Genomic DNA, 24,085 nt, shown 5'->3' on the forward strand with positions numbered 1-24,085 from the left:
GATATATTTAAGGTTTATGACCTGGCAGATAAGGGAAACTCATCACATTACTGCCCAGTTCAGAGATTCTGGCGCTGCCCTTTTCGGTGACGGCATCAATACGAATCACCGAATGGAGAGGGATATAGCTACGGTTAACGCCCGAGAACTCAGTTTTCAATTTTTCTGTGGATGGATCGACCAATAACGTTGATTGGCTATCGAAAACAAAATCTGCAATTTCGATAAATCCAAACAAGTTGCTTGGGCCGACTTCACGGACATAGAGCTGATAATTCTTACCGTTATTTATAAACTGAATACGATAAAGCAGTTGTTCACTGGCCATGATGCTATATGCCTCTATCCCTTGATTTAGCGAAAGGAAATCGGCGTTAACATAGCATGTGAATCTGACAAGGCCAAGAGCTCAACCGGTTACTCCTCGCCCTTAATCTGATTCTGCGCACTCTTACGCATTAAGCGCTACAACTTATGCAAGTCGCTTAAGTGTCGCTATCGTTCTTTGCTCTCATCCCTTACACTTAATAGACGTACACTGGCCGCGAATAGTTATTAATTGATTGCAGCTATTAATTACAGATTGCTATTAACTACAGATTATCATTATCACACAGGTGTCCTCACCGAACCCTGCTTAGAAAAAGGATAAATCATGAGCTGGCCATTCCTTGCTGTATTTTTTTCTGGTTGGTTGTTTGTCGATGCCACTTATCGCGGCCCGCGCTGGCAGCGTTGGGTATTCAAACCGGTCACTTTATTACTCTTACTTTTATTGGCCTGGCAAGCGCCGATCCTTGGCCCTGCCGGTTATCTGATTGTTCTGGGTTTGTTGGCAACATTGATAGCTGATGCTTTATTACTGCTACCCAGTGAGCGCTTACTTTATGCTCTAGGCGCATTCTTCCTATCGCATTTACTGTACACCATCAGTTTTGCCAGCCAGATGACACTTACGCTGTTCTGGCCATTGCCAGTGGTTTTGATAATAATAGGCGCACTGCTGCTAGCCACTATCTGGACGCAGTTGCAAGAGATGCGCTGGCCGGTGGTGGCCTTCGTCGGCATGACATTGCTGATGGTCTGGATGGCGGGTGAGCAGTACTTTGCCCGCAGTACTGATTTGAGCTTCTCACTGCTGACCGGTACAGTCTTGCTATTGATATCACACAGTATCTGGCTGCTGAACCGCTATCGTTTCTCCTTCCGTGCTTCAGATGCCATTGTCGCCGGATGCTATTTTGTCGGGCATTTCCTGATTGTCAGATCGCTATATTTATAACTCACCGTGATTCCATGGGTTGATCTCATTAATGTGGCTCCAAGGATGGAGCTTAAATCCTCGTTTTACTCATTCACACGCTATATCCCAGCAGTTTTGCTCCTCGCTGCGCATAAACTTAATCACTGTTTAGCAATTATTCTCATTTAGGTCTTGACTCTGGAGTTGGCTCCAAGGTGTAGAGTGCCGCTATATCTGCTAAAACTCATCCAGGGGGCATCATGCATTCACATTCTGAACAGACACATTCAACCGCTAAACACAGCGATTGCGGCTGTGGCGATACTCACGCCAAACAACAAACAGGTTGCAGCAACAAACAAGCAACGACTGCCAGTAATAGCAGTACCAGCTCAGAGAGTGAGCACTCACATCAAGATGGAGGTTGCTGTAGTCAGAACCCTCCTGATGAAGGTGACGAAGAAAGTGATTTACTTACAGCAGCGATACCTTCAGGTAGTCAGCGTTTTAGCTGGCAAGTCAAAGGGATGGACTGCCCCAGTTGCGCCCGCAAGATTGAAAATGCCGTCAGTAACCTGACAGGTGTTGAAAATGTAAAAGTCCTGTTTGCCACCGAAAAACTGGTGGTCGATGCATACACAGATATCCGCCCTCAAGTCCAGTACGCGGTAACGCAAGCCGGGTTCAGCCTGATGGATACCCAAGCCACATCCGCGCAAAAAATGGCCCCGCCAGTATCACGCTTTAATGAATACTTGCCGTTAGCCCTATTAGCCACGCTGATGCTTATCAGTTGGGGGATTTCGCTATTCAGTGTTGAGCTAAGTGAATTAGCATTTATCGCAACCACAATTGTCGGGCTTATCCCGATTGCGACCAAGGCCTGGAAGCTCATCCGCTCCGGCACACCTTTCGCTATTGAAACCTTAATGAGTATTGCGGCAATCGGAGCGATGTTTATTGGGGCCACCGCTGAAGCGGCAATGGTATTGCTGCTATTTATGATCGGTGAATTACTCGAATCCTATGCGGCAAACCGCGCACGTCGTGGCGTAACGGCACTAATGGCGCTGGTACCTGAAGAGGCATTGCTATTAAAAGATGGCGAACGGATCTCCGTACCGGTCGCCAGCTTGCGCCCCGGCGATATCATTGAAATCTCACCGGGTGGCCGTCTGCCAGCCGATGCTGAACTGGTCACACCATTTGCCAGCTTCGATGAAAGCGCCCTAACCGGTGAGTCCATTCCTGTTGAGCGCCAGAAAGGGGAAAAAGTTGCGGCCGGGAGTTTATCAGTTGATCGCGCCACCGAAATGCGAGTGGTTTCTGAACCGGGCAATAACGCCATCGATCGTATTTTGCAACTTATTGAATTAGCAGAAGAACGGCGCGCACCTATCGAACGTTTTATTGACCGTTTCAGCCGCGTTTATACACCGGCGATTATGCTGTTGTCCTTGCTGGTGATGCTGGTGCCACCATTAGCTTTCGCCGAACCCTGGGAGACCTGGATATACCGCAGTTTGACGCTATTGCTGATTGGGTGTCCATGCGCGTTAGTTATCTCCACACCGGCGGCGATAACCTCAGCGCTAGCAGCAGCAACCCGTCAGGGGGCGCTCATCAAGGGCGGTGCGGCACTGGAACAATTGGGCCGGATTCAAACGGTTGCCTTTGATAAGACGGGTACTCTGACTGAGGGTAAACCCAAAGTGACCGATATTCTGCCCGTATCAGATGTGAGCGAAACTCGCCTGTTAGCGCTGGCTGGGGCGGTCGAAACCGGATCACACCATCCACTGGCGATCGCTATCACGCAACGGGCACAACAAAATACCCCGATGCTGCCACTGGCCGAAGAACGGCGTGCGCTGGCCGGTGTCGGTGTTGAAGGCAAGGTAAATGGGTTAACTGTGCGTGTTAGCGCACCCAGTAAGTTACCACCGGCGTTACTCACAACAGAATGGCAAACACAGCTTGACCAACTGGAAAGCAGTGGTAAAACCGCTGTTGCCGTGCTGGAAGGTGAGAAGTTTATCGGTTTGCTGGCACTGCGCGATACCCTGCGGACAGATGCCAAAAAAGCCATTGATGCCCTGAAAAAGTTAGGTATTCAAGGTGTGATGTTAACCGGTGATAACCCACGCGCTGCGGCGGCAATTGCCAGTGAGTTGGGGATAGATTATCGCGCCGGATTACTGCCTGAAGATAAAGTGCAGGCGGTTATGTCATTGAATGCGTCACACCCAACAGTGATGGTGGGAGATGGCATTAACGATGCTCCTGCGATGAAAGCGGCCAGCATTGGTATTGCTATGGGCAGCGGCACGGACGTCGCACTAGAAACAGCCGATGCTGCATTGACACATAACCGTCTGACTGGGCTGGCAGAAATCATTCTGTTATCGCGGGCAGCCAACGCCAATATCCGCCAGAACATCACTATCGCGTTGGGGCTAAAAGGGATTTTCCTGATTACCACACTGCTGGGTCTAACCGGTTTATGGCTCGCAGTATTAGCGGATTCGGGTGCAACTGCATTGGTGACCGCCAACGCGCTGAGGTTGTTACGCAAGCGAGACAGTTGAACATCTAACTACTTGAATAAATTGACATTGCCATTTTAAAGTATGTCCGTCAGCGGAGGAGTAACAGCAGGTGGTTATGCTTTTACTCCTTTTTTCACCAAATAGCGGTACGGCGTCTGTTCAGTATCTTGGGCCAGTAATTGGTGATCCATAAAACGGCAGAAGCCAGGAATATCACGGGTAGTCGCTGGGTCATCGGCGATAATCAGCAGGGTTTGACCGTCTTCCATATGCCGGACCGTTTTACGTACCATCATCACCGGCTCTGGACAGCGCAGACCAAGTGCATCAAGTGTTTTGTCCGGATTAGCAAAAATATCGATCATGGTGATTCTCTTGTTAGCCGTTATACGGTGTGGCAGCGGATAAACGTAAGCCTGCTTAGTTTCGAAGCTGCATAGTTTACCCCGTCAATTTTCTGGTGCAAGTAACACGATAATTTACGTAAAAAGCCATCGTTTGCGTTAAAATTAGCCATTGCATTCGTTGCGCAAACGCGTATTATGCCGCCGCGTCGTAGGAATTGCGGCACATTTAGTTTGGGTTCCCTCACCCCAATAACCAAAAAGGTCACATCTATGTTTTCGTTTACTGCCCAACAGCGGATGACCGCTTTGGTATGGCTGGCGCTATTCCATATTGTCATCATTACCTCCAGTAACTATCTGGTACAATTACCGATCGCTATCTTCGGTTTTCACACCACCTGGGGGGCGTTTACCTTTCCGTTCATCTTTCTTGCTACTGATCTGACCGTGCGAATTTTTGGCGCTCCATTGGCGCGTAGGATTATTCTGTCCGTCATGGTGCCTGCTTTGTTGATTTCGTATCTGATCTCAGCACTGTTTTATCAGGGAAGCTGGCAAGGGTTTCCGGCATTAACCAGCTTTAATCTGGTCGTGGCTCGTATCGCTGTGGCCAGTTTTATGGCCTATGTGCTGGGTCAAATTCTGGATGTTCAGGTGTTTAACCGTCTACGTCAGCGCAGCGCCTGGTGGGTTGCCCCGACTGCCGCGATGTTCTTTGGCAATATCAGTGACACAATGGCGTTCTTCTTTATTGCATTCTATCGCAGTACCGATCCCTTCATGGCCGCAAATTGGGTGGAAATTGCCTTAGTGGATTATAGCTTTAAGCTACTGATCTGCATGTTTTTCTTCCTGCCCGTCTATGGCGTAATGCTCAACGTGTTACTGAAATACTTCGCTCGGCAGACCGAGCAGCAAACACTAAAGCAAGTGACGGCCACTGAACAATAGATTGCTTTTGGCGTCTGAATAAGGTGCGATAAGGTTATGCCCAAAGTAGATGGTGTTGCAGCTCTTCTGCGACTTCAAGTACGAAGGGGATATTAATCATTGATAAGGGATTCCCATGCATAAAATAACCAAATTTCTTGCTGTTGGCCTGCTGGTTGCGGGATTAAGCGCCTGTGATGGCAATAGCAATAACAACGTGGGCCAACCGATCAGCCTGCTGGAAGGTAAAGTGGCCTTCAGCTTGCCAGCGGATCTGTCTGACCAAAGCGGGAAAATGGGCAATCAAGCCAATAACATGCACATTTACGCCAATAAAACCGGCGATAAAGCAGTTATCGTGATTTTAGGTGATAATACCAATGAAGCGCTGGATGTGCTGACAACCCGTTTAGCCGACCAGCAACGCGCTCGCGACGCCAACCTGCAAGTAGTAACCAATAAAGCAATTAAAGTTGACGGGCAACCGTTCCAGCAACTGGATAGCATTATTACCAGCGGCGGCCAAAAAGCTTATTCGTCAGTGTTGATGGGCAACATCGATAACCATCTGATGACGATACAAATTACGCTACCTGCCGATAATCAGCAGCAAGCGCAAACCGAAGCTGAATCTATTATCAGTACCTTGAAGCTGAAGTAACCCCCCTGCAATAGAGCGCGGTTTATCCGCGCTCTAAGAGTTAATGACAATACTGCTGATAGCACGGTTTACCGCACCAGAGGCACTCCGACGGCTTACACCGTTACGACCCCAACGGCACGACTCCCCTTCATTTGACTTTACAGCCGTCTGGAAACACAGATAAATCGTGCTCTGTCGATATTATCAAGCCAATGCTTGCGCTAATAAGGTAATCGGATGCTCGCACTTTTTGCTGGTCGACATCTCAATTTGCCATTTGCAGGTTTCACAGTCGGTAATCACCAAATCCACCCCGCTATCCTCAATTTGCTGGAATAACGATGCACCTATTCCCTGCGCTGTGGCGTAGTTTTCTGATTTAAAACCATAAGTTCCGGCAATACCGCAGCACTGAGAGTCCAGAACCACCAACTCGATACCAGGAATGCGCTGTAGCAAGGCCAGGGTATAAGCCGTCCAACCCATTTTTTCCATATGACAAGGCGTATGATAAGCAATGCGCAACGGCTTGTTTTGCGAAGAAAATAACGGTTTTAGTGGTAACTCACGACCCTGATCCAGCAAGCGATAGAGGTAACGTGTCGCCAGTTCCACTTTATCGCGCACCGGCGCGGTATCAACATCGAGCAAGTGCGGATATTCATCGCGCAAGGTGAAGGTACAGCTCGAAGAGGTTGCCACCACCGGAATATCCCGCCCGATCACTGCGTCGGTCAGTGATTCCAGATTGACTCGCGCCTGCTTTTTCGCCTGCTCAATAAAGCCATTCGCAATCAAGGGTACGCCACAGCACTTTTCCCGTTTCAGCAGTTGCACACCAATGTTCATTGCATTGAAAACACTGACTAAATCTTTACCCAACTGCGGGTGATTGTAGTTAACGAAGCAACCGTGGAAAAATGCGACCTGTTCAGCATATTGCTGCTGTTTTTCTGCCTGTTTGCGATACCAACGGCGAAATGTCCCGAAGGAGTATTTCGGCAATTCACGCCGATGATCAATCTTCAGCGCCTTATCCAACAAGGCGCGCACCGGTTTTAACCCCGTGACCGCATTGATGACTGGCGCGAACGGCGTCGAAAGTGTGCCCATAATGTCGGTATGGCTGAGGATAGCATCGCGTAATTTAGGTTTATTACTGCTGTAACTAGCTTTAGCGCGCTGGATGATGTCACCAATTTTGACATCAGACGGACACGCCACTTCGCAGCGTTTGCAGTTGGTACAATATTTCAGTGCCTCATCGTACAGCGCCGGATCTTTTAGGCGCAGCCGCTCGCCGTCTGGACCGGCCTGTTTCGGCCCCGGATAGAGTGGGTTAACTTTCGCCACCGGGCAATAGGTGGTGCAAACCGTACATTTGATACAACTTTCAAAGCTGTTATCGCGCGGCAGATGATGCTCCTGAGGTAAGGTTTTACTCTCATCGTGCTTTGGCAACCACGTCATAATGTGACCTCCATAGCGCCGACAATCTGTTCTGCGACAAATAACGCGCTGGTCAGCGAAACCCCCGCGCCACAACCTTGTTGCAGCGGATCATATCCTCCCAGTACCGCACCGATAGCATGTAGGTTATCCAATGCAACACCACCACGCAGGGCGCGTAAGCGGTTGTCAGTTTTAACACCAAATTGCAGATAAGGCTGTGGTGCAAACATGTTGCTGTGGCTCCAGTCGGCGCGGTTCGGCAGCGATAAGATATCCAGATCCAGTATCGGCTCATAAACCTGCTCAAAAGTGGCAACCAGCCCGTTGCTGAAGAAGCTGCCACTGGCGAGAACCATATGTGCCGCACGCAAGGGGATATCCCCGTGATTGCGGCTATACAGTCCGGTAATTCGGTCACCCACCAACTCAGCCCGTAATACCGCATCACCCGGCATGATAATGCCGCCCAATTGCTGGAAACGGTGGCGCAGAGCCTGGTGTAGGCGCATACCGAGCAGTGAAGGCGGCAGTGTTGGCAGCAGTTGAATAGGTTTACCTACCGCCGCGCGCAGTGCGTCCAGTGGGGCGGTGGCTTCCAACCCGATGCAGGCCGGCAGTAAAATCATGTCAGCCGCAGAGGACAGGCGCGATAATTCATCAGCCAACGGTTGCAGGTTTTCCGGTAGATCCAGCAAACGGGCGATATTCACCGCGCGGAATTCGCTGGGATTATCCCGCAAGCGATCCAGTGCCGGTAAGTGCAGATAATCGGCTGTGGCTTCAACACCTTGATCCTGCAAGGCACTGGCGACCATCTGCGGTTGAAAATCGAGGAAACCTTCAATTCCAATCACCGCGAATTTTTGCCACGGCAGAGGGCCGTCTAATGGTGCAACCGGAATATCGGCAGGACTTAACCATGTTGGGCGACAGCCACCCAATGGAGTAAGGCGCAGGTGGTTCTGAGCCGCACTTCCCACCAATTTCAAGCCGCAGCGCTGTAACAGAGACTCCGCGTCCAACGCCAGTTTCGCCACTTGCCCCATTTTGCTGTAAGGATGTTCCGGCGCGAGTTCGGCCAACGCACTGAGTGCCGAGAGCGGTTTGCTAACAGCTCGCCCATCAGGTAATTTTGCCAGCAGATCCAGCGAGCCTGAGGAGAAATGCAGCGCATTTTGACCAGCGCTGACAATCGCGCAATATTTGCCTTGTTCGGCCAGCTTGATACCACAGGCTAGCCCGGCTAAACCACCGCCGATGATTATGACATCAAATTTCATCGTGTTTCTCCTCAGCGGATGCTGTAGGCGGGCTATCATCCAAGCCACACAGCCCCTGATAAACCCAGTGAGTGAACTCGCTTTCCCGCAGCGCATCGCCCCAGGCTATCGGGCGCACACCTTTCCAGCGCTCATTAAGGAATTGCGTCAGTTGCTCACGGGATTGTTGCGGCGTGGTCACGTTGAAACGATTGAGTAAACCGGCGGCACGGCAGGCGCACAGTTCCCCCTGACAGGTTCCCATGCCCACGCGGGTTCGGCGGCGTAAATCGAGCAGGTTATTGACCGATAACGATTCAACCGCATAGCGCACTTCACCGGCGGTTACCGCTTCACACTCACACACTAAACTGTTATCCAGCCGATTACCGGCCAACAATTGTGTTGCGCGGTCACCGTGGCGATAAACCGCCGAGCCACGAATGCTGGCGGGCAGAGAGATCACTTTGCTTAACGTTTGTTCTGCTGATTGCTGCGAACCGGGCAGCGGCTCTTGAGCGGTAGTGCACGCGGCGCTAATACCCAATTTCTCACACACTTTGTCCGTCGCCCATTCCGCCATCAGCCGATAGGTCATCAGCTTGCCGCCGGTAATGGTGATAAAACCCTCCAGCCCATCGCGACTGGCATGATCAAGCAACACGATGCCACGGCTCACATTTCGCCCCGACGGGTCGTCGTCACTGGCAACCAGCGGCCTCACACCAGCGTAAGCTCGTAGAATGCGGGTTTGCGCCAGCCGTGGTGAGAGTTTCGAACCTTCCCGAATTAAGGTATCGACCTCGTGTGGCGTGACGACCATGTTATCTATCTGATCGTACTCAATATGGGTTGAGGTCGTACCGATCAATGAAATGGTATCGCCTGGCACCAGAATGTCAGCATCGGCCGGTTTGCGGCAGCGGTTGATCACCATGTTGTTGATCCGATGACCCAGGATCAACAACGCACCTTTAGCGGGGAACATGCGAATACGAAGATCGGCATATTCCGCAATGTGTTGCCCCCAGATCCCGGCAGCATTCACGACAATCTGCGCATGAATATCATATTTCCGCTGGTTTTTATGGTCGAAAACACGCACGCCGCTCACGCGATCAGCACTGCGCAGTAAACCAACGACTTTATGATAGGTCAGGACATTCGCACCGTGTTCGCGGGCATCCAGCATATTAGCGGCGGTTAAACGGAAGGGATCGACTGTGCCATCCGGAACCCGAACGGCGGCGATTAATGATGGATTAGCCGCCGGTTCCAAACGCAGTGCCAGTTTCGGATCAATAGCTTCAGCCTCAATTCCGGCATCACGACATTGAGCGATAAATTGCTGTTGATACTCCAACGAATCTTCCGGCAGCGTGATAAACAGGCCGTCGGTCTGCTCAATACAGTGGCGGGCAATGCGTTTAAGAATGCGATTCTCTTCAATACATTCACGGGCTGATTCACTGTCCGTCACGGCATAGCGTGCGCCACTGTGTAGCAGGCCATGATTACGTCCCGTCGCGCCGGTGGCAATGTCATGCCGTTCCAGCAATGTACATGCCAGACCACGGCGGGCGCAGTCTCGGGCGATCCCGGCACCGGTCGCACCACCACCAATGATGATGACATCAGTTTCTGTGTACGGAGAAGTGTTCGTCATGCAAGACCCCACATTATCAGACAGCCGCTGGCGGCTAATTATGAGTCTATTGAGCCACAATATTTAAGGTTATTGTTTGATAAGGAACAAAAACGAACCAAAAACGAACCAAAAACGAAACTAATATGGTGGTTAAAAACCATGATTGTGATCAAAGTCACAAGTGATTTGTCATTATGGGTTTCAAAATGTTAACCAATCGCTCAAAATCGCCGCTGCTTTCATAAAACTGTAACAAATGCGCCTTCACTCACAGATAAAACCTCAGATTTTATCTAGCATGGCGTTCGTTATAGAACATAAACGACAGCGGGTTAACGGGTTAACCACTGTCTACGTTTAACTAACGGCTACATTTTATTAACAGATAGACACCAGGCTATATCAGACTCAAAAACGACAAAAAAGCCATCGGAGGCACTCATGTTGAGCATTTTTAAGCCCGCGCCACATCAGGCACGGCTTTCCGCAGATCGCGTTGATCCAACCTACCGCCGCTTACGTTGGCAAATCTTTATGGGTATTTTCTTCGGTTACGCTGCCTACTATCTGGTGCGGAAGAACTTTACTCTGGCCATGCCGTATCTGATCGAACAAGGGTTTTCGCGCGGAGATCTGGGATTCGCTCTATCCGGTATTTCTATCGCCTATGGTTTCTCAAAGTTCATCATGGGTTCGGTTTCTGACCGTTCAAACCCACGGGTCTTCCTTTCTGCCGGTTTGATTCTCTCGGCGGCCGTGATGCTGTTTATGGGCTTCGTGCCGTGGGCAACCTCCAGTATCGCCGTAATGTTCGTGCTGCTATTCCTGTGCGGCTGGTTCCAGGGAATGGGTTGGCCGCCATGTGGCCGAACTATGGTGCACTGGTGGTCGAAGAAAGAACGCGGCAGTATTGTGTCAGTCTGGAACTGTGCCCATAACGTGGGTGGCGGCTTACCACCACTGCTATTCCTGTTAGGGATGGCATGGTTTAACGACTGGAAAGCCGCGCTTTATATGCCTGCTTTTGGTGCCATTCTGGTGGCATTGATTGTCTTCGGCCTGATGCGTGATACCCCGCAATCCGTGGGCTTACCACCGATTGAAGAGTACAAAAACGACTACCCAGACGATTACAGTGAAGAAGCGGAAGAAGAACTGACCGCGAAACAAATCTTCATGCAATATATTCTGCCCAACAAGCTGTTGTGGTATATCGCGATTGCTAACGTTTTTGTTTATTTGCTGCGTTACGGCATCCTCGACTGGTCACCGACCTACCTGAAAGAAGTCAAACACTTCGCATTGGATAAATCCTCATGGGCTTATTTCCTGTATGAATACGCAGGTATTCCAGGGACGCTGCTGTGCGGTTGGATGTCGGACAAAGTGTTTAAAGGTAACCGTGGTGCAACGGGTGTGTTCTTTATGATACTGGTCACTATCGCTACCATTATTTACTGGCTGAACCCGGTCGGTAACCCAGGTATTGATATGGCCTGTATGATCACCATCGGCTTCCTGATCTATGGTCCGGTCATGCTGATTGGTTTACATGCACTTGAATTGGCACCGAAAAAAGCAGCCGGTACTGCGGCAGGCTTCACCGGTCTGTTCGGTTATCTCGGTGGTTCGGTTGCTGCCAGCGCCATCGTCGGTTACACCGTTGACTACTTCGGTTGGGACGGCGGCTTTATGGTGATGATCGGCGGTAGCATTATTGCGGTTCTGTTACTGATAGTTGTCATGTTCAGTGAGAAGAAGCATCACGCAGAACTGGCAAGAAAGCAGGGTTTATAATTTCATTATAAATATACCCAGCGTATTAAGTAGCTTACAGGCTGTGCCGTTATCTATGGATTAATAGCGACACAGCCTTTTTCATATCCTGAAATTGATAAATGGAGCACTATCAATGCAAACAATGAAAACCCACATCAAAACCCTGTTGGCGAGTATGATTCTGGCATCCTCAGTCGCAGGCATGGCACACGCGACAGAATCCTTAGCTAAAGATAAATCAGCCGATAAAGTGGTTATCGCGCACCGCGGTGCCAGTGGTTATTTACCGGAACACAGTCTGCCTGCTAAAGCGATGGCTTACGCGCAAGGTGCTGATTATCTTGAGCAAGATTTGGTTATGACCAAAGACAATGAGTTAGTGGTGCTGCACGACCACTACTTGGATCGCGTCACCGATGTTGCCGATCGCTTCCCTGATCGCGCCCGTAAAGATGGTCGTTATTACGCTATCGACTTTACACTGCCGGAAATCAAGTCACTGAAGTTTACCGAAGGCTTTGATATTGATAAAGACGGTAAAAAAGTGCAGAGCTATCCGGGCCGCTTCCCAATGGGCAAATCTGACTTCCGTGTACACACGTTCCAGGAAGAGATTGAATTTGTTCAAGGTCTGAACCACTCAACCGGTAAAAATGTCGGTATTTACCCGGAAATCAAAGCGCCGTGGTTCCATAAGCAGGAAGGGAAAGACATCTCAACCAAAGTGTTGGAAGTACTGAAACAGTACGGTTACACCACTAAGAGCGATAAGGTTTATCTGCAATGCTTTGATGCCAATGAGTTAAAACGCATTAAAAATGAGCTGGAACCGAAGATGGGCATGAACCTGAAGCTGGTTCAACTGGTGGCTTATACCGATTGGAATGAAACCTACGAGCAGAAACCTGACGGTAAATGGGTGAACTACAGCTATGACTGGATGTTCAAGCCAGGTGCAATGAAGCAAGTCGCGCAGTATGCCGACGGCATTGGGCCTGATTACCATATGCTGGTCGTTGAAACCTCGACGCCAGAGAACATCAAGCTGACCAATATGGTCAAAGATGCACATGCCAATAACATGATGGTTCATCCGTACACTATCCGCGCGGATAAGCTACCGAAATACGCCACTAACGTGAATCAACTGTTTGATATTATCTACAATCAGGCCGGAGTTGACGGAGTGTTTACTGACTTCCCGGATAAAGGTGTGCAGTTCCTGCAAAAACAGAGTCAGCACCAGTAAGTGAGTTATCTGAAATAACTGAAAATAAGAAAATGGCGAACTCATCTACCGTTCGCCATTTTTACTGCTAATTTTTATTTAGCATAATAATCAGTTAGTTATCTGTGCCTAAAAACATCTTACGTAAATAGTGTGGCACCGCATCATCAGCGTTAGAACCAATCACTTCCAGATTCGGTAACATATCCTTCAGCCGTTGATGCGCATCACGCATAATGCAGCCTTTGCCGGACATCGACAGCATTTCCAGGTCATTCATACCATCGCCAAACGCGATACATTCCTTCAGTGAATAACCGATAATCTTAGCAACTTGCTCAAGCGCATGACCTTTCGAAACACCGCCGCCCATCACTTCCAGGCAGGTTGGGAAAGAGAAGCTGACATTGACCCGATCGCCCCAACGTGCATTGATCGCTTCTTCTAAAATCAATAACTTGTCATGATCTTCACAGGTGAAATAGACCTTGCACACCCCGTCAGTTGGCAGCAGTGCTGGCTCAAACACCTGATAGTTGAACACCGATTCACGGAAAAACGCTTTCTGCTCCGGGCTTTCACGGTTCATATACCATTCGTCATTCAGATAGACGTTGGTCAGAATATCTGGATTGTGATGTTCGATGTTATAGAGATCTCGGGCAATATCCGCATCAAGGTTATGGCTAAAAATCAGTTCTCCCGCAGTGTTATGCACGCGCGCACCGTTGGAGGTGATCATAAAAGCAGTGATTTCAAGACTATCGCGGATTTGCGCAACATCGATATGATGACGTCCAGTGGCAAACACAAAGTGCACATCACGCTGCGTCAGCAACTTAAGTGTCTCTTTGGCATAAGGAGTTAAAAGGTGATCAGGCGATAGCAGCGTGCCATCTAAATCGGAAGCAACAACATGATACATAGCGGTATGTTCTAACCTCTGGTGGTGTCGGGGTCTGGATGGCCGACTGATGATTGATGTTGCGCAAAAAAGCGCAATATGGCGCTTAGCGCCTCGGCACGCAGCGGGTCCCGCTCGAACAGGATCTCATGGCGTGCGCCTTGAATGACTTTAGGCTGCCCCCCTTCGCAAGGGTGCCCCGCCAGAGCCATTGCCTGAGAAAATGCATTATGGGCCGGGTTATGTACCACCCGATCCTCACTGGCCTGTAGCAACAGAACCGGTGTGGTAATTTTGTCTGCCTGGGCAATAATTTGCTCACCCACTAACAGGCTTTCGCGTACCCAATGGTAGGTTGGCCCACCAACACGGATTTCTGGCGAATCCGCATATTGGCGTAAGTAGCGACGATAGCGTTCGCGGCTGTGGGTCAGCATATTGACCACATACGGCATTGGCCGCCAATGGCCGGTTCCGATGGCATAGTAATCCCGCAGTTTCTGAGACCTCTCGGCCCAGTCCACAATACGATGCGCCAACCAGCCCGGCATCGGTAAATGGATACCAAACATCGGCGCGCATAGCGCCACCGCATTGAATGTATCGGGATCTCTGGCCAGATATCGTGTCAGGACAGCCCCGCCCATTGAATGCGCCAGTGCGAAACGTTGTTGATAATGGCTGTCGCTGATTTCGCGCTGCACCAACTGCGCAAAATCCTCAATATAATCATCAAACTTGATGACATGCCCACGGTTATGATCGTCCAGCATCCGCCCGGATCGCCCCTGCCCGCGATGATCCAGCACCATGACGTCATAACCTTGTTGGAACAGGTCATAGGCCACTTCAGGATATTTAACGTAACTTTCGATACGGCCAGGCACAACCACAACTACGCGATTATGCTGTGGCGCACGGAAACGAACGTAGCGGATCGGGATACCATCAACACCGATAAACTCATTTTCATCCCTTAGCTGCCAGAAATCCAACAGCGGCCCGTTAACAAAAGCAGCAAACTGCCCTTCGCGGGTTAACCAGCTATTCATGTGATTATCTAACGGCATAACCTGATTGATTACATCCTTTGGCCGAGGTTGCTTAATGTTCGATGAAACCTGAAATTTGGGTAAACCCGGTCATTATGTGGGCCATAGCGCAACGATTAGCAATAGCGTATTGTGGCATAAATTTACGCGTTCAGGGAGTTTTGCCGATGAGCTTAGACTGGTGGTTAACCTATTTACTGACAACACTGATCCTCAGTCTCTCACCCGGCTCGGGTGCCATTAACACCATGAGCACCACCATCAGCCACGGTACACGGGGTGTCATCGCGTCAATCTGCGGGTTACAGTTAGGCTTGTCAGTCCATATCGTATTAGTTGGCGTCGGCTTGGGCGCACTGATTTCTCAATCTTTGCTGGCTTTTGAAATTTTAAAATGGCTGGGTGCGGCTTACTTAATCTGGCTGGGTATTCAACAATGGCGCGCGGCGGGAGCGTTAGACTTACATGCGTTAGCTAACAGTATGCCACGACGTAAGCTGTTTAAACGCGCGGTGTTCGTCAATTTGACCAACCCGAAAAGTATTGTTTTTCTGGCTGCATTATTCCCGCAATTTGTGCTGCCACATCAACCACAGGTGGCGCAATATCTGATTCTTGGTAGCACCAGTGTGATTGTTGATATCATCGTGATGATAGGTTACGCGACTCTTGCCACGCGAATTGCTGGCTGGATTAAATCACCACAACAAATGAAATTGCTGAACCGGATATTTGGCGGGTTATTTATGCTAATTGGCACACTGCTGGCTACCGCCAGAAAAGTATAAAACGCGCTGACATGCCCCCCAGCCACGCCACTAATCGGTTGGGAATTTGCTAGCGAGACAATATCAGGTGAATACCAAACCCGGCGAATAGCACGCCAGCCAGTCCATCAATCCATCGGGATAACCGCTGATAGCCACGGCGCATCACGGGTAGCGCAAATACGCACGCCACAATACTGAACCAGACGAAGGTTTCGCCGACAATCAGCACAAATAAGCCCCAGCGCGCGCCAGCACTGACATCATCGCCGACAAACAGTGAAAACACGCTGCCAAAATAGATAACGGCTTTCGGGTTAGACAAATTCGTCAGAAAACCACGCAGGAAAGTCCTCCCACGGGCAGGCAGCTCAACGTTAACATCACCGTCGGTTGGATTACGTTTAGCACGGGCAGATTTCAGCAACTGCCACCCCATCCAGCACAAATATAACCCGCCACCGACCATAATGATCTGATGTAACCAGGCCATTTTCTGCAAAATCAGGTTCAGCCCCATTAATGCCACACCGGCCCAGACCACAATCCCCAGCGAGATCCCTACCACTCCCAGCATCGCCTCACGACGTGAGCGGCTGGCGGCAGTTTGCGAGACAAAAAAGAAATCTGGCCCCGGACTCATCAACGCCACCAGATGAACCAACGCGACAGTCAGAAATAGCATTAGCATAAATAGGCTCTCATTACAGGAAAGGTGACCGGTTAGTCGTCGTTGTTATCCACATGGTCACGGATCATCGCCATAAATGACGCACCAAAGCGCTCCAGCTTGCGTTGCCCAACCCCATTCACACTCAACAGCTCGCTGGCAGTAATTGGCATCTGCTCTGCCATCTCCAGCAACGTGGTATCGTTAAACACCACGTAAGGCGGAATATTGCTTTCGTCGGCGATAGATTTGCGCAATTTGCGCAATTTAGCGAACAACTTGCGATCGTAATTGCCACCATACGATTTCTGATTCGCACTGCTGCGTGCTTTCAGATTTTGGATACGTGGCACCGCCAGTTGCAACGGCAATTCAGCGCGTAATACTGGCCGCGCGGCCTCGGTCAACTGCAAGGCTGAAAACATCGCGATATTCTGGCTCAGCAATCCGAGGTGGATCAGTTGGCGTAATACGCTGACCCAATGCTCATGAGTTTGCTCGCGGCCAATGCCGTATACAGAAAGTTTGTCATGGCCCATTTCGCGAATACGCTGGTTATTCGCCCCACGCAGCACCTCGACGATATGCCCCAAGCCAAACCGTTGCCCGACGCGATAAACGCACGATAACGCTTTTTGCGCATCAGCCAAACCATCGTAACGCTTCGGTGGATCAAGACAGATATCGCAGTTGCCGCACGGCTGCTGTTTACCTTCGCCAAAATAGTTCAGCAGCACCAGACGGCGGCAAGTTTGCGCTTCGGCAAACGCCCCCATCGCATTAAGTTTATGCCGCTCGATATCTTGTTGCGCACCTGCCGGTTTCTCTTCCAAACAGCGGCGTAACCACGCCATATCGGCCGGGTCATACAGCAGCACAGCTTCAGCGGGCAAACCATCGCGCCCGGCACGGCCGGTTTCCTGATAGTAAGACTCGATAGTGCGCGGAATGTCAAAATGCACCACAAAACGCACGTTGGGCTTGTTGATGCCCATACCGAAAGCCACAGTCGCGACCACCACTTGTAAGTCGTCACGCTGGAAAGCCTCCTGCACCTGCGCGCGGCGTTCGTTATCCAGACCGGCATGGTAGGCCGCTACACTTAAACCACGGCTTTGTAAGCGGGCGGTGGTGTCTTCCACTTTGGCCCGACTGTTACAGTAAATAATGCCACTTTTACCACGTTGGTCTTGGACAAAACGCCACAGTTGATCGAGCGGTTTGAACTTTTCCACCAAGGTGTAGCGGATATTGGGGCGGTCAAAGCTGCTAACCTGAACCAATGGCTGTGACAGATTGAGCAAACGCAAAATATCACCGCGCGTCGCTTCGTCAGCCGTGGCGGTGAGTGCTATCACCGGTAAATCAGGGAAACGCTGTTTTAACTGACCGAGAGCGCGATATTCCGGGCGGAAATCATGCCCCCATTGGGAGATACAGTGCGCTTCATCCACCGCCAACAGCGCAGGACGCCACTGGTGCAGTTGATCAAGAAAGCTCTCCATCACCAACCGTTCAGGCGCGATATACAGCAGCTTAATCTGACCGCTGCGGCACCCGTCCATCACGGCCAACTGCTGTTCGCGCGTTTGCGACGAGTTTAAACACCCGGCCCCAACGCCATAAGCCAGTAGCTGGTCAACCTGATCTTTCATTAAGGAAATTAAGGGAGAAACCACCAGCGTCAGCCCGTCCGTCACCAGTGCAGGAATCTGATAACACAAGGATTTACCGCCACCGGTTGGCATCACCACCAGACAGTCTTGCCCGGATAGAGTGGCGTTGATGATTTCCTGTTGCCCTGGCCGGAATTGCTGATAGCCGAAAGTATCGCGCAATACCTGAACGGCCAGTAATTCCCTGTTTATCACTGCAGCGGTTGACACACTTTTCCCCAACTATGAGATCTGCACAGGCCGGTGAACCGGCCTGTGTCTGAAACTTTTCTAACGCCGGATGACGTTAAAGGACATCGTTCAACATGATACCCATACCCACCCGTGTTTGCCTAAAGTTATAGTCAATCATTGACTCACCATAGCCACTGAACACCTGAGTATAGAAGCGAACATGCTTGGTAATTGGGTAGCTCCAGCCCATTTCAGCGCCACCATAACCGGTATTCCAGTTATAACGACCATCAATACTGAACACGCTATCGCCCAACGCATAACCCACTTTCAGGCGATAATAACCCATGTACTTATTGATATCGGGGTTGTCATCTTTGCTGTCACTTTCAGGCATACGGTACCAAGGCTTCAGATCGACTTCTAAATTACCACGTTGAGCCATCAGACGGGTATATACACGGTTCCAACTGCGTGAAGTGGGGTCTGCTTTACCGTTGGACTGGTGGTTAACACCGAATTCCACTTCACGGAATGTCCAGCCCGCCAATTCATAGTCTGTTGCCCATGCCAGGAAGACTTGGGGTTCGTAGTTAGTTTCACGAAATGGCGAGGACTCATCGCTGTTGGATGCTTGCCACCATGAACGCTGGGTATAAGAGGCACCCAATAAAGAGTTGTCACCGGCAATACCGCGCCAGATTGGGAAGCCTAAACTCAGTTGGAATTTAACTTCATCCTTCTTGGCATTCTGCGCCCAATCATACGAGCTGATAGCGTTTTTGTTAATGTCACTGGTATAGGTATACAATAAATAGTTCGTTTCATACGGATACAGCAGGAATGGATTATCGTGATCCTGCAACATTGCCGCAATAATACTGCCACGCACCGCAGGCGCATCATGAATCTTCTCAACTGCCGCGTCTTCTGCCTGCGCCAACGTTGGCGCGAGTAATAATGCAATCAAAACCCGCCAAAATTTGCCCATCATTCCCCCCATCATCTTACGGATTATTTCTATTTGTAATGAAACAGCTCATTCTACACACAAATGATCTCTGGGATTAGACTTGTTTATATTTATGAATTAACGACTGGAAAACAACAAAATAGAAGCATAAAATAAACAATTCATTAACTTTTGTTGCCGGGCTATACATGCAACGGCAAAGAGAATAGGGAAAATGTCAGTGACAACGTTAACGTTGGAGGATGCCCGCCGCATGATCGGCGACGTGTTTGTGTATCACATGCCGTTTAATCGCGAGTTAGGGCTGAGATTAACCCGTTTTGAGCAAGATTACGCTGAAATAACCTTCGATAATAATGACAAACTGGTCGGCAATATTGCACAGCGCATTCTGCATGGCGGTGTGATCGCCGCAGTACTGGATGTGGCTGCCGGGCTGGTGTGCGTAGGGAATAGCCTGGTGCGTCATGAACCACTGATCAAAGAGCAACTGCAAATGAAGCTGGCTAAAATGGGCACTATCGACCTGCGTGTCGATTACCTGCGCCCTGGCCGTGGCGAGCATTTTATCGCCAGCAGCAGTATCTTACGCAGCGGTAACAAGGTGTCGGTAGCCCGAGTTGAGCTGCATAATGAAAGCCAAATGCACATTGCCAGCGCGACGGCGACCTATTTGGTTGGCTGATATGACCAACAGCGGTGATGATTCGTAGCGCAAACTTAAGTACACTCACCGCATCACCTTTCTGGTTTCGAGCAACACCATCTTATGGATAAACAACGAACCCGTCAGGGCATTTTCTTTGCTCTGGCTGCCTATTTTATATGGGGCATTGCACCTGCTTATTTCAAACTCATCCAACAGGTGCCAGCGGATGAAATTCTGACGCATCGCATTATCTGGTCATTTTTCTTTATGCTGATTTTACTCACCGTCAGCCGCAATTGGCCGCAGGTGCGCAGTGCCATTCAAAATCGTAAGCGCCTGCTATTGCTGGCGGTAACCGCCGTATTGATTGCCAGCAACTGGCTGCTGTTCATTTGGGCGGTCAACCACAATCATATGCTCGAAGCCAGTCTGGGCTATTTTATTAATCCGCTGGTGAATGTGTTATTCGGTATGCTGTTTCTCGGGGAACGTTTTCGTCGTATGCAGTGGGTGGCAGTCTCGTTGGCCTTTGGTGGGGTATTAATCCAACTGTGGCAGTTTGGTTCGCTGCCGGTGATTGGTTTAGGTCTGGCGATTACCTTCGCGTTATATGGCTTGATTCGCAAGAAACTGGGGATTGATGCGCAAACCGGTATGTTGGTCGAAACCCTGTGGCTATTACCCATTGCTGCGGTCTATCTGTTCTTTATTGCTGATAGCCCAACCAGCCACATGAGTGCCAATGCCTGGTCGCTAAACGTGCTGCTGGCCGCCGCAGGGGTGATTACCACGATTCCGTTGTTGTTCTTCACTGCCGCCGCCACACGCTTAAAACTGTCGACTCTGGGCTTCTTCCAATATCTTGGCCCAACATTGATGTTTATTTTGGCGGTAACCTTCTACGGCGAGACTATCGGCAACGATAAAATGGTGACTTTCGCCTTTATTTGGGCGGCATTATTGTTGTTCACACTGGATGCGCTCTATACCCAACGCAAGTTACGTGCTTAACAGTTAAAATGCTTAAAAAAAAACCGATAACATTGAGTTACCGGGCTTTTTTATTCATCCATACCCTAAATAATTCGAGTTGCAGAAAGGCGGCCATTGAGTAACAAATCGGTCGGGAACCGATTTGAACAGCATTTATGCTAGCCCGCAGGGTGAGCCTCAAGGATGAGGCTCATTCATCCCCAGGAGCTTACTCAAGTAAGTGACTGGGGTGCACAAAAGCAGCCAACGCACATGCAGCTTGAAGTATGACGGGTATAAAGGTTAGAGCCAGTTCTTGCGCTTGAAGTAGAGATACGGTGCCAAACCCGCAATAATCATCAAACTGATCGCCCCCGGATAGCCAAATGACCAGCGCAATTCCGGCATAAACTCAAAGTTCATCCCATAACTTGAAGCCACCAACGTCGGCGGCAGGAACACCACCGAAACCACTGAGAAGATCTTGATGATCCGGTTCTGCTCGATGTTGATAAAACCCATCGCCGCTTGCATCAGGAAGTTAACTTTCTGGAATAAGGATTCATTGTGCGGCAGCAAAGATTCGATATCGCGCAACACTTCGCGAGCCTGTTCCAACTGACCACTCGGCAAGCGGGCTTTGCGCACCAGGAAGTTCAGCGCTCGCTGGGTATCCATCAGACACAGCCGCACTTTCCAGCCGATATCTTCCTGCTCCGCCAACGTGGACAGCGCAGCATCGTATTCATCGCCCTGCTGACCTTCCATAATGACACGACTCAGCGCTTCTAAATCACTGTAAATATTCTCTATTTCATCTGCCAGCTGTTCAATTTTGGTTTCGAATAAGTCCAACAGCAACTCATAAGCGTTGCCATCAACCAGTGTCTGGTTGCGGGCGCGCATACGGTATAAACGAAATGCCGGTAGCTCACGTTCACGCAGCGTATAAAGGCGGCCATCGCGAATGGTAAATGCCACGGTCGAGTTGCCGGCGTGATCATCTGCATCTTCGTAATAGAAGAAGGAGTGGATATGCAGGCCGTCTTCATCTTCAAAGAACCGTGCGGAAGCCTCGATGTCGTCCAGCTCTGGCCGTGTTGCCAGACTTTGCCCTAATTCATTCTGGACTCGTTCTCGCTCCCCTTCTTCTGGCTCGACTAAATCGACCCAAAGTGAGGAGGTCAGGTCGTCTGATTCATCCAGCTCCAAACGGGATAAGCGATTGTTGCTTAATTTAAATGCGCTCAGCATGTGCCAAAACTCCCTTGCGGTGATGGATAGGGGATACGCATTGAAGCACAGAAACAGGTGAGTATTGATAAATACCGAATGTTTCAGACCATAAGGAGATCTGACTCACAGCAGCAGTTTAGCGGGGCTGCTGACAACCACGAAGGCTATCAGCAAATATGAGGATAGCCTTCGTGGTTGCACCCTATTAACAGGTTATTGAGCCAGTATCTACTGGGTGTGTCCAAGGCGAATGTCCTCATTAAGAATAGTGCGCGCATGTTACGCCGAGAAGAAAAAGTCTGTCAACCGGTTAAAAGGGGTTAATTCGTGAGCGCGATTCTCTATTTTGATGTGCTGGATTCTTTCTCAGGTTAGGCGCTGTCATAAAGTGGGCAGAATCCACCACCGCTCCTCTTATAACCTGGTGTTATTTACGCTAAATTAACGCTAGCCACTCTTAAGGATATTCAGCCAGAATGAAGCAAATTACCATAAAATCTCTTGTTCAACTGAGCCAGCAAGCCCAGCAATCACCTCGTCTGCGGGCCAATCTCAATTTTCATCCGCAGCTCGACGACACAATACAGCGCCTGGCGATTGCAATGGAACCGCAGACCTATGTTCGCCCTCACCGCCACCCCCACACTTGGGAACTGCTCACCGCCCTGCATGGCAGCTTTATTGTGCTGCTGTTTGATGAGGCAGGAAAGGTGATACACCGTGCGATATTGGGTCAGGAAACCGCTATTTTAGAGATCCCCGCCAATGTCTGGCATGGGGTGTTATCACTGGAAGCCGGTGCGGTCATCTTTGAGGTAAAACACGGCCCATACCAGCCTGTTGCCGCTGAAGATTTTGCGAGTTGGTCGCCCGCAGAGGGTGAGGCGGAGGTCAGTAATATTCTGGCGTGGTACGCCGTTGCAAGTATGGGTGAGAACTATTCAGGCTAATGTGCCAGTAAAAAACAAAAAAAACCGAAGCCAGTTTCGACTTCGGTTTTGCTTACCCTGCATCTTCATTTAGCCAAAAATCGGCCAAACTCACACAGCAGGCTTTCCCTTTGGTATTGGCGAAATATTAACGCGTTATGTTTTTAAATTGTTTGGTTGTGGCCGTCAGCGCAATTTCTGTCGGCAATCGTTCCATAGAACTTGCGCCATAGAAACCGTCACATTGCGGGCAATTATCCATGATGTATTGAGCATCTTCTGGTGAGGAGATTGGCCCGCCGTGACACAGCACAATTACATCTTCGCGCACTGCTTTTGCAGCAGCAGCCCATTCGTTAATCAGCGGTACGCAGTCCGTCAACTTCAGCGCGGTATCTGCACCGATATTGCCGCCAGTGGTCAGCCCCATATGCGGCACAATGATGTCGGCACCCGCTTGAGTCATGGCGACAGCATCAGCGGCGCTGAAAACATAAGGTGTGGTGAGTAAGTCCTTCTCGTGAGCCAGGCGGATCATATCCACTTCCAAACCATAGCCCATGCCGGTTTCTTCCAGGTTGGCGCGGAAGTTCCCGTCGATTAAACCAACCGTTGGGAAATTTTGCACGCCAGAAAAGCCTAGTGATTTCAGTTGATCCAAGAAGTGATCAAACTGGCAAAACGGATCGGTGCCGTTAACCCCAGCCAGTACCGGCGTGTGTTTGACCACTGGCAGCACTTCTTTAGCCATATCAACCACAATCTCATTAGCGTTGCCGTAGGCCAGCAAGCCTGCCAGCGAACCACGGCCCGCCATACGATAACGGCCAGAGTTGTAGATAACGATTAAATCAATACCGCCTGCTTCTTCACATTTAGCAGACAGCCCTGTACCCGCACCGCCACCGATAATCGGCTCACGGCGGGCAATCATTTCCCGAAATTTGGCCAAAATGGCCTGGCGTTGAAATTTTGGCATGTCACTTCTCCAGATAGTTTATGGCC

Annotated in this window: 22 protein-coding genes; 10 read left to right on the plus strand and 12 right to left on the minus strand. The window is 50.0% G+C overall.

Annotation, left to right across the window (positions count from 1 at the left end; all coding sequences use genetic code 11):
- Positions 1 to 7 precede the first annotated feature (7 nt).
- On the minus strand, positions 8 to 328 hold the full coding sequence (locus AT01_RS11080; RefSeq protein ID WP_004703960.1) for a DUF1820 family protein: 321 nt from the start codon (positions 326 to 328) through the stop codon (positions 8 to 10).
- 327 nt (positions 329 to 655) lie between these two features.
- Here AT01_RS11080 and AT01_RS11085 point away from each other — a divergent pair, with 327 nt between their 5' ends.
- Both AT01_RS11085 and AT01_RS11090 read left to right on the plus strand, forming a co-directional pair.
- Positions 656 to 1,282 (plus strand): lysoplasmalogenase, encoded by a 627-nt coding sequence (locus tag AT01_RS11085; RefSeq protein WP_004703961.1) that lies wholly within the window; start codon positions 656 to 658, stop codon positions 1,280 to 1,282.
- A gap of 221 nt (positions 1,283 to 1,503) precedes the next feature.
- Positions 1,504 to 3,831 carry a zinc/cadmium/mercury/lead-transporting ATPase gene (locus AT01_RS11090; protein ID WP_042547193.1) on the plus strand — a complete coding sequence of 776 codons (2,328 nt, stop codon included), beginning with the start codon at positions 1,504 to 1,506 and terminating at the stop codon, positions 3,829 to 3,831.
- 74 nt (positions 3,832 to 3,905) lie between these two features.
- Here the strand turns inward: AT01_RS11090 and tusA are convergent, their stop codons facing one another.
- The gene (tusA, locus tag AT01_RS11095) at positions 3,906 to 4,157 is read right to left on the minus strand and encodes a sulfurtransferase TusA (protein ID WP_042547194.1); all 252 of its coding nucleotides are present in this window, start codon (positions 4,155 to 4,157) and stop codon (positions 3,906 to 3,908) included.
- A gap of 252 nt (positions 4,158 to 4,409) precedes the next feature.
- Between tusA and AT01_RS11100 the strand changes: the two genes are divergently transcribed.
- Both AT01_RS11100 and AT01_RS11105 read left to right on the plus strand, forming a co-directional pair.
- Positions 4,410 to 5,090, plus strand: coding sequence for a 7-cyano-7-deazaguanine/7-aminomethyl-7-deazaguanine transporter (locus tag AT01_RS11100; protein ID WP_042547195.1), 681 nt, complete (start codon positions 4,410 to 4,412; stop codon positions 5,088 to 5,090).
- A 115-nt stretch (positions 5,091 to 5,205) separates the two neighbouring features.
- On the plus strand, positions 5,206 to 5,730 hold the full coding sequence (locus AT01_RS11105; RefSeq protein WP_042547196.1) for a DcrB family lipoprotein: 525 nt from the start codon (positions 5,206 to 5,208) through the stop codon (positions 5,728 to 5,730).
- A gap of 186 nt (positions 5,731 to 5,916) precedes the next feature.
- Here the strand turns inward: AT01_RS11105 and glpC are convergent, their stop codons facing one another.
- The 3 genes from glpC to glpA are packed head-to-tail and all read right to left on the minus strand — an operon-like array spanning position 5,917 to position 10,089.
- Positions 5,917 to 7,182, minus strand: a complete 1,266-nt coding sequence (glpC, locus tag AT01_RS11110; RefSeq protein ID WP_042547197.1) for an anaerobic glycerol-3-phosphate dehydrogenase subunit GlpC — start codon at positions 7,180 to 7,182, stop codon at positions 5,917 to 5,919.
- Positions 7,179 to 8,444 carry a glycerol-3-phosphate dehydrogenase subunit GlpB gene (gene glpB / locus AT01_RS11115; protein WP_042547198.1) on the minus strand — a complete coding sequence of 422 codons (1,266 nt, stop codon included), beginning with the start codon at positions 8,442 to 8,444 and terminating at the stop codon, positions 7,179 to 7,181. Before glpB ends, glpC begins: the two co-directional genes overlap by 4 nt.
- The gene (gene glpA, locus AT01_RS11120) at positions 8,434 to 10,089 is read right to left on the minus strand and encodes an anaerobic glycerol-3-phosphate dehydrogenase subunit A (RefSeq protein WP_042547199.1); all 1,656 of its coding nucleotides are present in this window, start codon (positions 10,087 to 10,089) and stop codon (positions 8,434 to 8,436) included. The genes glpB and glpA overlap by 11 nt, the downstream gene beginning before the upstream one ends.
- Before the next feature lie 423 nt (positions 10,090 to 10,512).
- Between glpA and glpT the strand changes: the two genes are divergently transcribed.
- Both glpT and glpQ read left to right on the plus strand, forming a co-directional pair.
- Entirely contained in the window at positions 10,513 to 11,868 is a 1,356-nt protein-coding gene (glpT, locus tag AT01_RS11125; RefSeq protein ID WP_004704585.1) for a glycerol-3-phosphate transporter, read from the plus strand.
- Positions 11,869 to 11,992: 124 nt separating this feature from the next.
- Complete coding sequence (gene glpQ / locus AT01_RS11130) at positions 11,993 to 13,099, plus strand: glycerophosphodiester phosphodiesterase (protein ID WP_042548595.1); 1,107 nt, start codon at positions 11,993 to 11,995, stop codon at positions 13,097 to 13,099.
- 94 nt (positions 13,100 to 13,193) lie between these two features.
- Here glpQ and yigL read toward each other — a convergent pair whose 3' ends face one another.
- Entirely contained in the window at positions 13,194 to 14,003 is an 810-nt protein-coding gene (gene yigL, locus AT01_RS11135) for a sugar/pyridoxal phosphate phosphatase YigL (protein ID WP_004704587.1), read from the minus strand.
- A gap of 11 nt (positions 14,004 to 14,014) precedes the next feature.
- Complete coding sequence (pldB, locus tag AT01_RS11140) at positions 14,015 to 15,052, minus strand: lysophospholipase L2 (protein WP_042547200.1); 1,038 nt, start codon at positions 15,050 to 15,052, stop codon at positions 14,015 to 14,017.
- 149 nt (positions 15,053 to 15,201) lie between these two features.
- Here pldB and rhtB point away from each other — a divergent pair, with 149 nt between their 5' ends.
- Positions 15,202 to 15,822 carry a homoserine/homoserine lactone efflux protein gene (gene rhtB / locus AT01_RS11145; RefSeq protein WP_042547201.1) on the plus strand — a complete coding sequence of 207 codons (621 nt, stop codon included), beginning with the start codon at positions 15,202 to 15,204 and terminating at the stop codon, positions 15,820 to 15,822.
- Between the two features lie 49 nt (positions 15,823 to 15,871).
- On the opposite strand, the gene rhtC is transcribed toward rhtB, so the two are convergent.
- From rhtC to pldA, 3 genes are all read right to left on the minus strand, one after another.
- Positions 15,872 to 16,492 (minus strand): threonine export protein RhtC, encoded by a 621-nt coding sequence (rhtC, locus tag AT01_RS11150; protein ID WP_042547202.1) that lies wholly within the window; start codon positions 16,490 to 16,492, stop codon positions 15,872 to 15,874.
- A gap of 32 nt (positions 16,493 to 16,524) precedes the next feature.
- Positions 16,525 to 18,357 carry an ATP-dependent DNA helicase RecQ gene (gene recQ, locus AT01_RS11155; RefSeq protein WP_042547203.1) on the minus strand — a complete coding sequence of 611 codons (1,833 nt, stop codon included), beginning with the start codon at positions 18,355 to 18,357 and terminating at the stop codon, positions 16,525 to 16,527.
- Between the two features lie 76 nt (positions 18,358 to 18,433).
- Entirely contained in the window at positions 18,434 to 19,312 is an 879-nt protein-coding gene (gene pldA, locus AT01_RS11160) for a phospholipase A (RefSeq protein WP_042547204.1), read from the minus strand.
- A gap of 196 nt (positions 19,313 to 19,508) precedes the next feature.
- Between pldA and AT01_RS11165 the strand changes: the two genes are divergently transcribed.
- Both AT01_RS11165 and rarD read left to right on the plus strand, forming a co-directional pair.
- A complete protein-coding gene (locus tag AT01_RS11165; protein WP_042547205.1) occupies positions 19,509 to 19,979 on the plus strand; it encodes a thioesterase family protein in 471 nt (156 codons plus the stop codon).
- 84 nt (positions 19,980 to 20,063) lie between these two features.
- Positions 20,064 to 20,954 (plus strand): EamA family transporter RarD, encoded by an 891-nt coding sequence (gene rarD, locus AT01_RS11170; protein ID WP_004704594.1) that lies wholly within the window; start codon positions 20,064 to 20,066, stop codon positions 20,952 to 20,954.
- 264 nt (positions 20,955 to 21,218) lie between these two features.
- Here the strand turns inward: rarD and corA are convergent, their stop codons facing one another.
- Positions 21,219 to 22,169, minus strand: a complete 951-nt coding sequence (corA, locus tag AT01_RS11175) for a magnesium/cobalt transporter CorA (RefSeq protein WP_004704595.1) — start codon at positions 22,167 to 22,169, stop codon at positions 21,219 to 21,221.
- Between the two features lie 458 nt (positions 22,170 to 22,627).
- Between corA and AT01_RS11180 the strand changes: the two genes are divergently transcribed.
- Entirely contained in the window at positions 22,628 to 23,101 is a 474-nt protein-coding gene (locus AT01_RS11180; protein ID WP_042547206.1) for a WbuC family cupin fold metalloprotein, read from the plus strand.
- Between the two features lie 127 nt (positions 23,102 to 23,228).
- Here AT01_RS11180 and AT01_RS11185 read toward each other — a convergent pair whose 3' ends face one another.
- A complete protein-coding gene (locus AT01_RS11185) occupies positions 23,229 to 24,059 on the minus strand; it encodes a phosphoenolpyruvate hydrolase family protein (RefSeq protein ID WP_042547207.1) in 831 nt (276 codons plus the stop codon).
- Between the last annotated feature and the right edge of the window lie 26 nt (positions 24,060 to 24,085).

This window comes from Yersinia aldovae 670-83, from assembly GCF_000834395.1.
In the GTDB taxonomy this organism is placed as follows: Bacteria; Pseudomonadota; Gammaproteobacteria; order Enterobacterales; family Enterobacteriaceae; genus Yersinia; species Yersinia aldovae.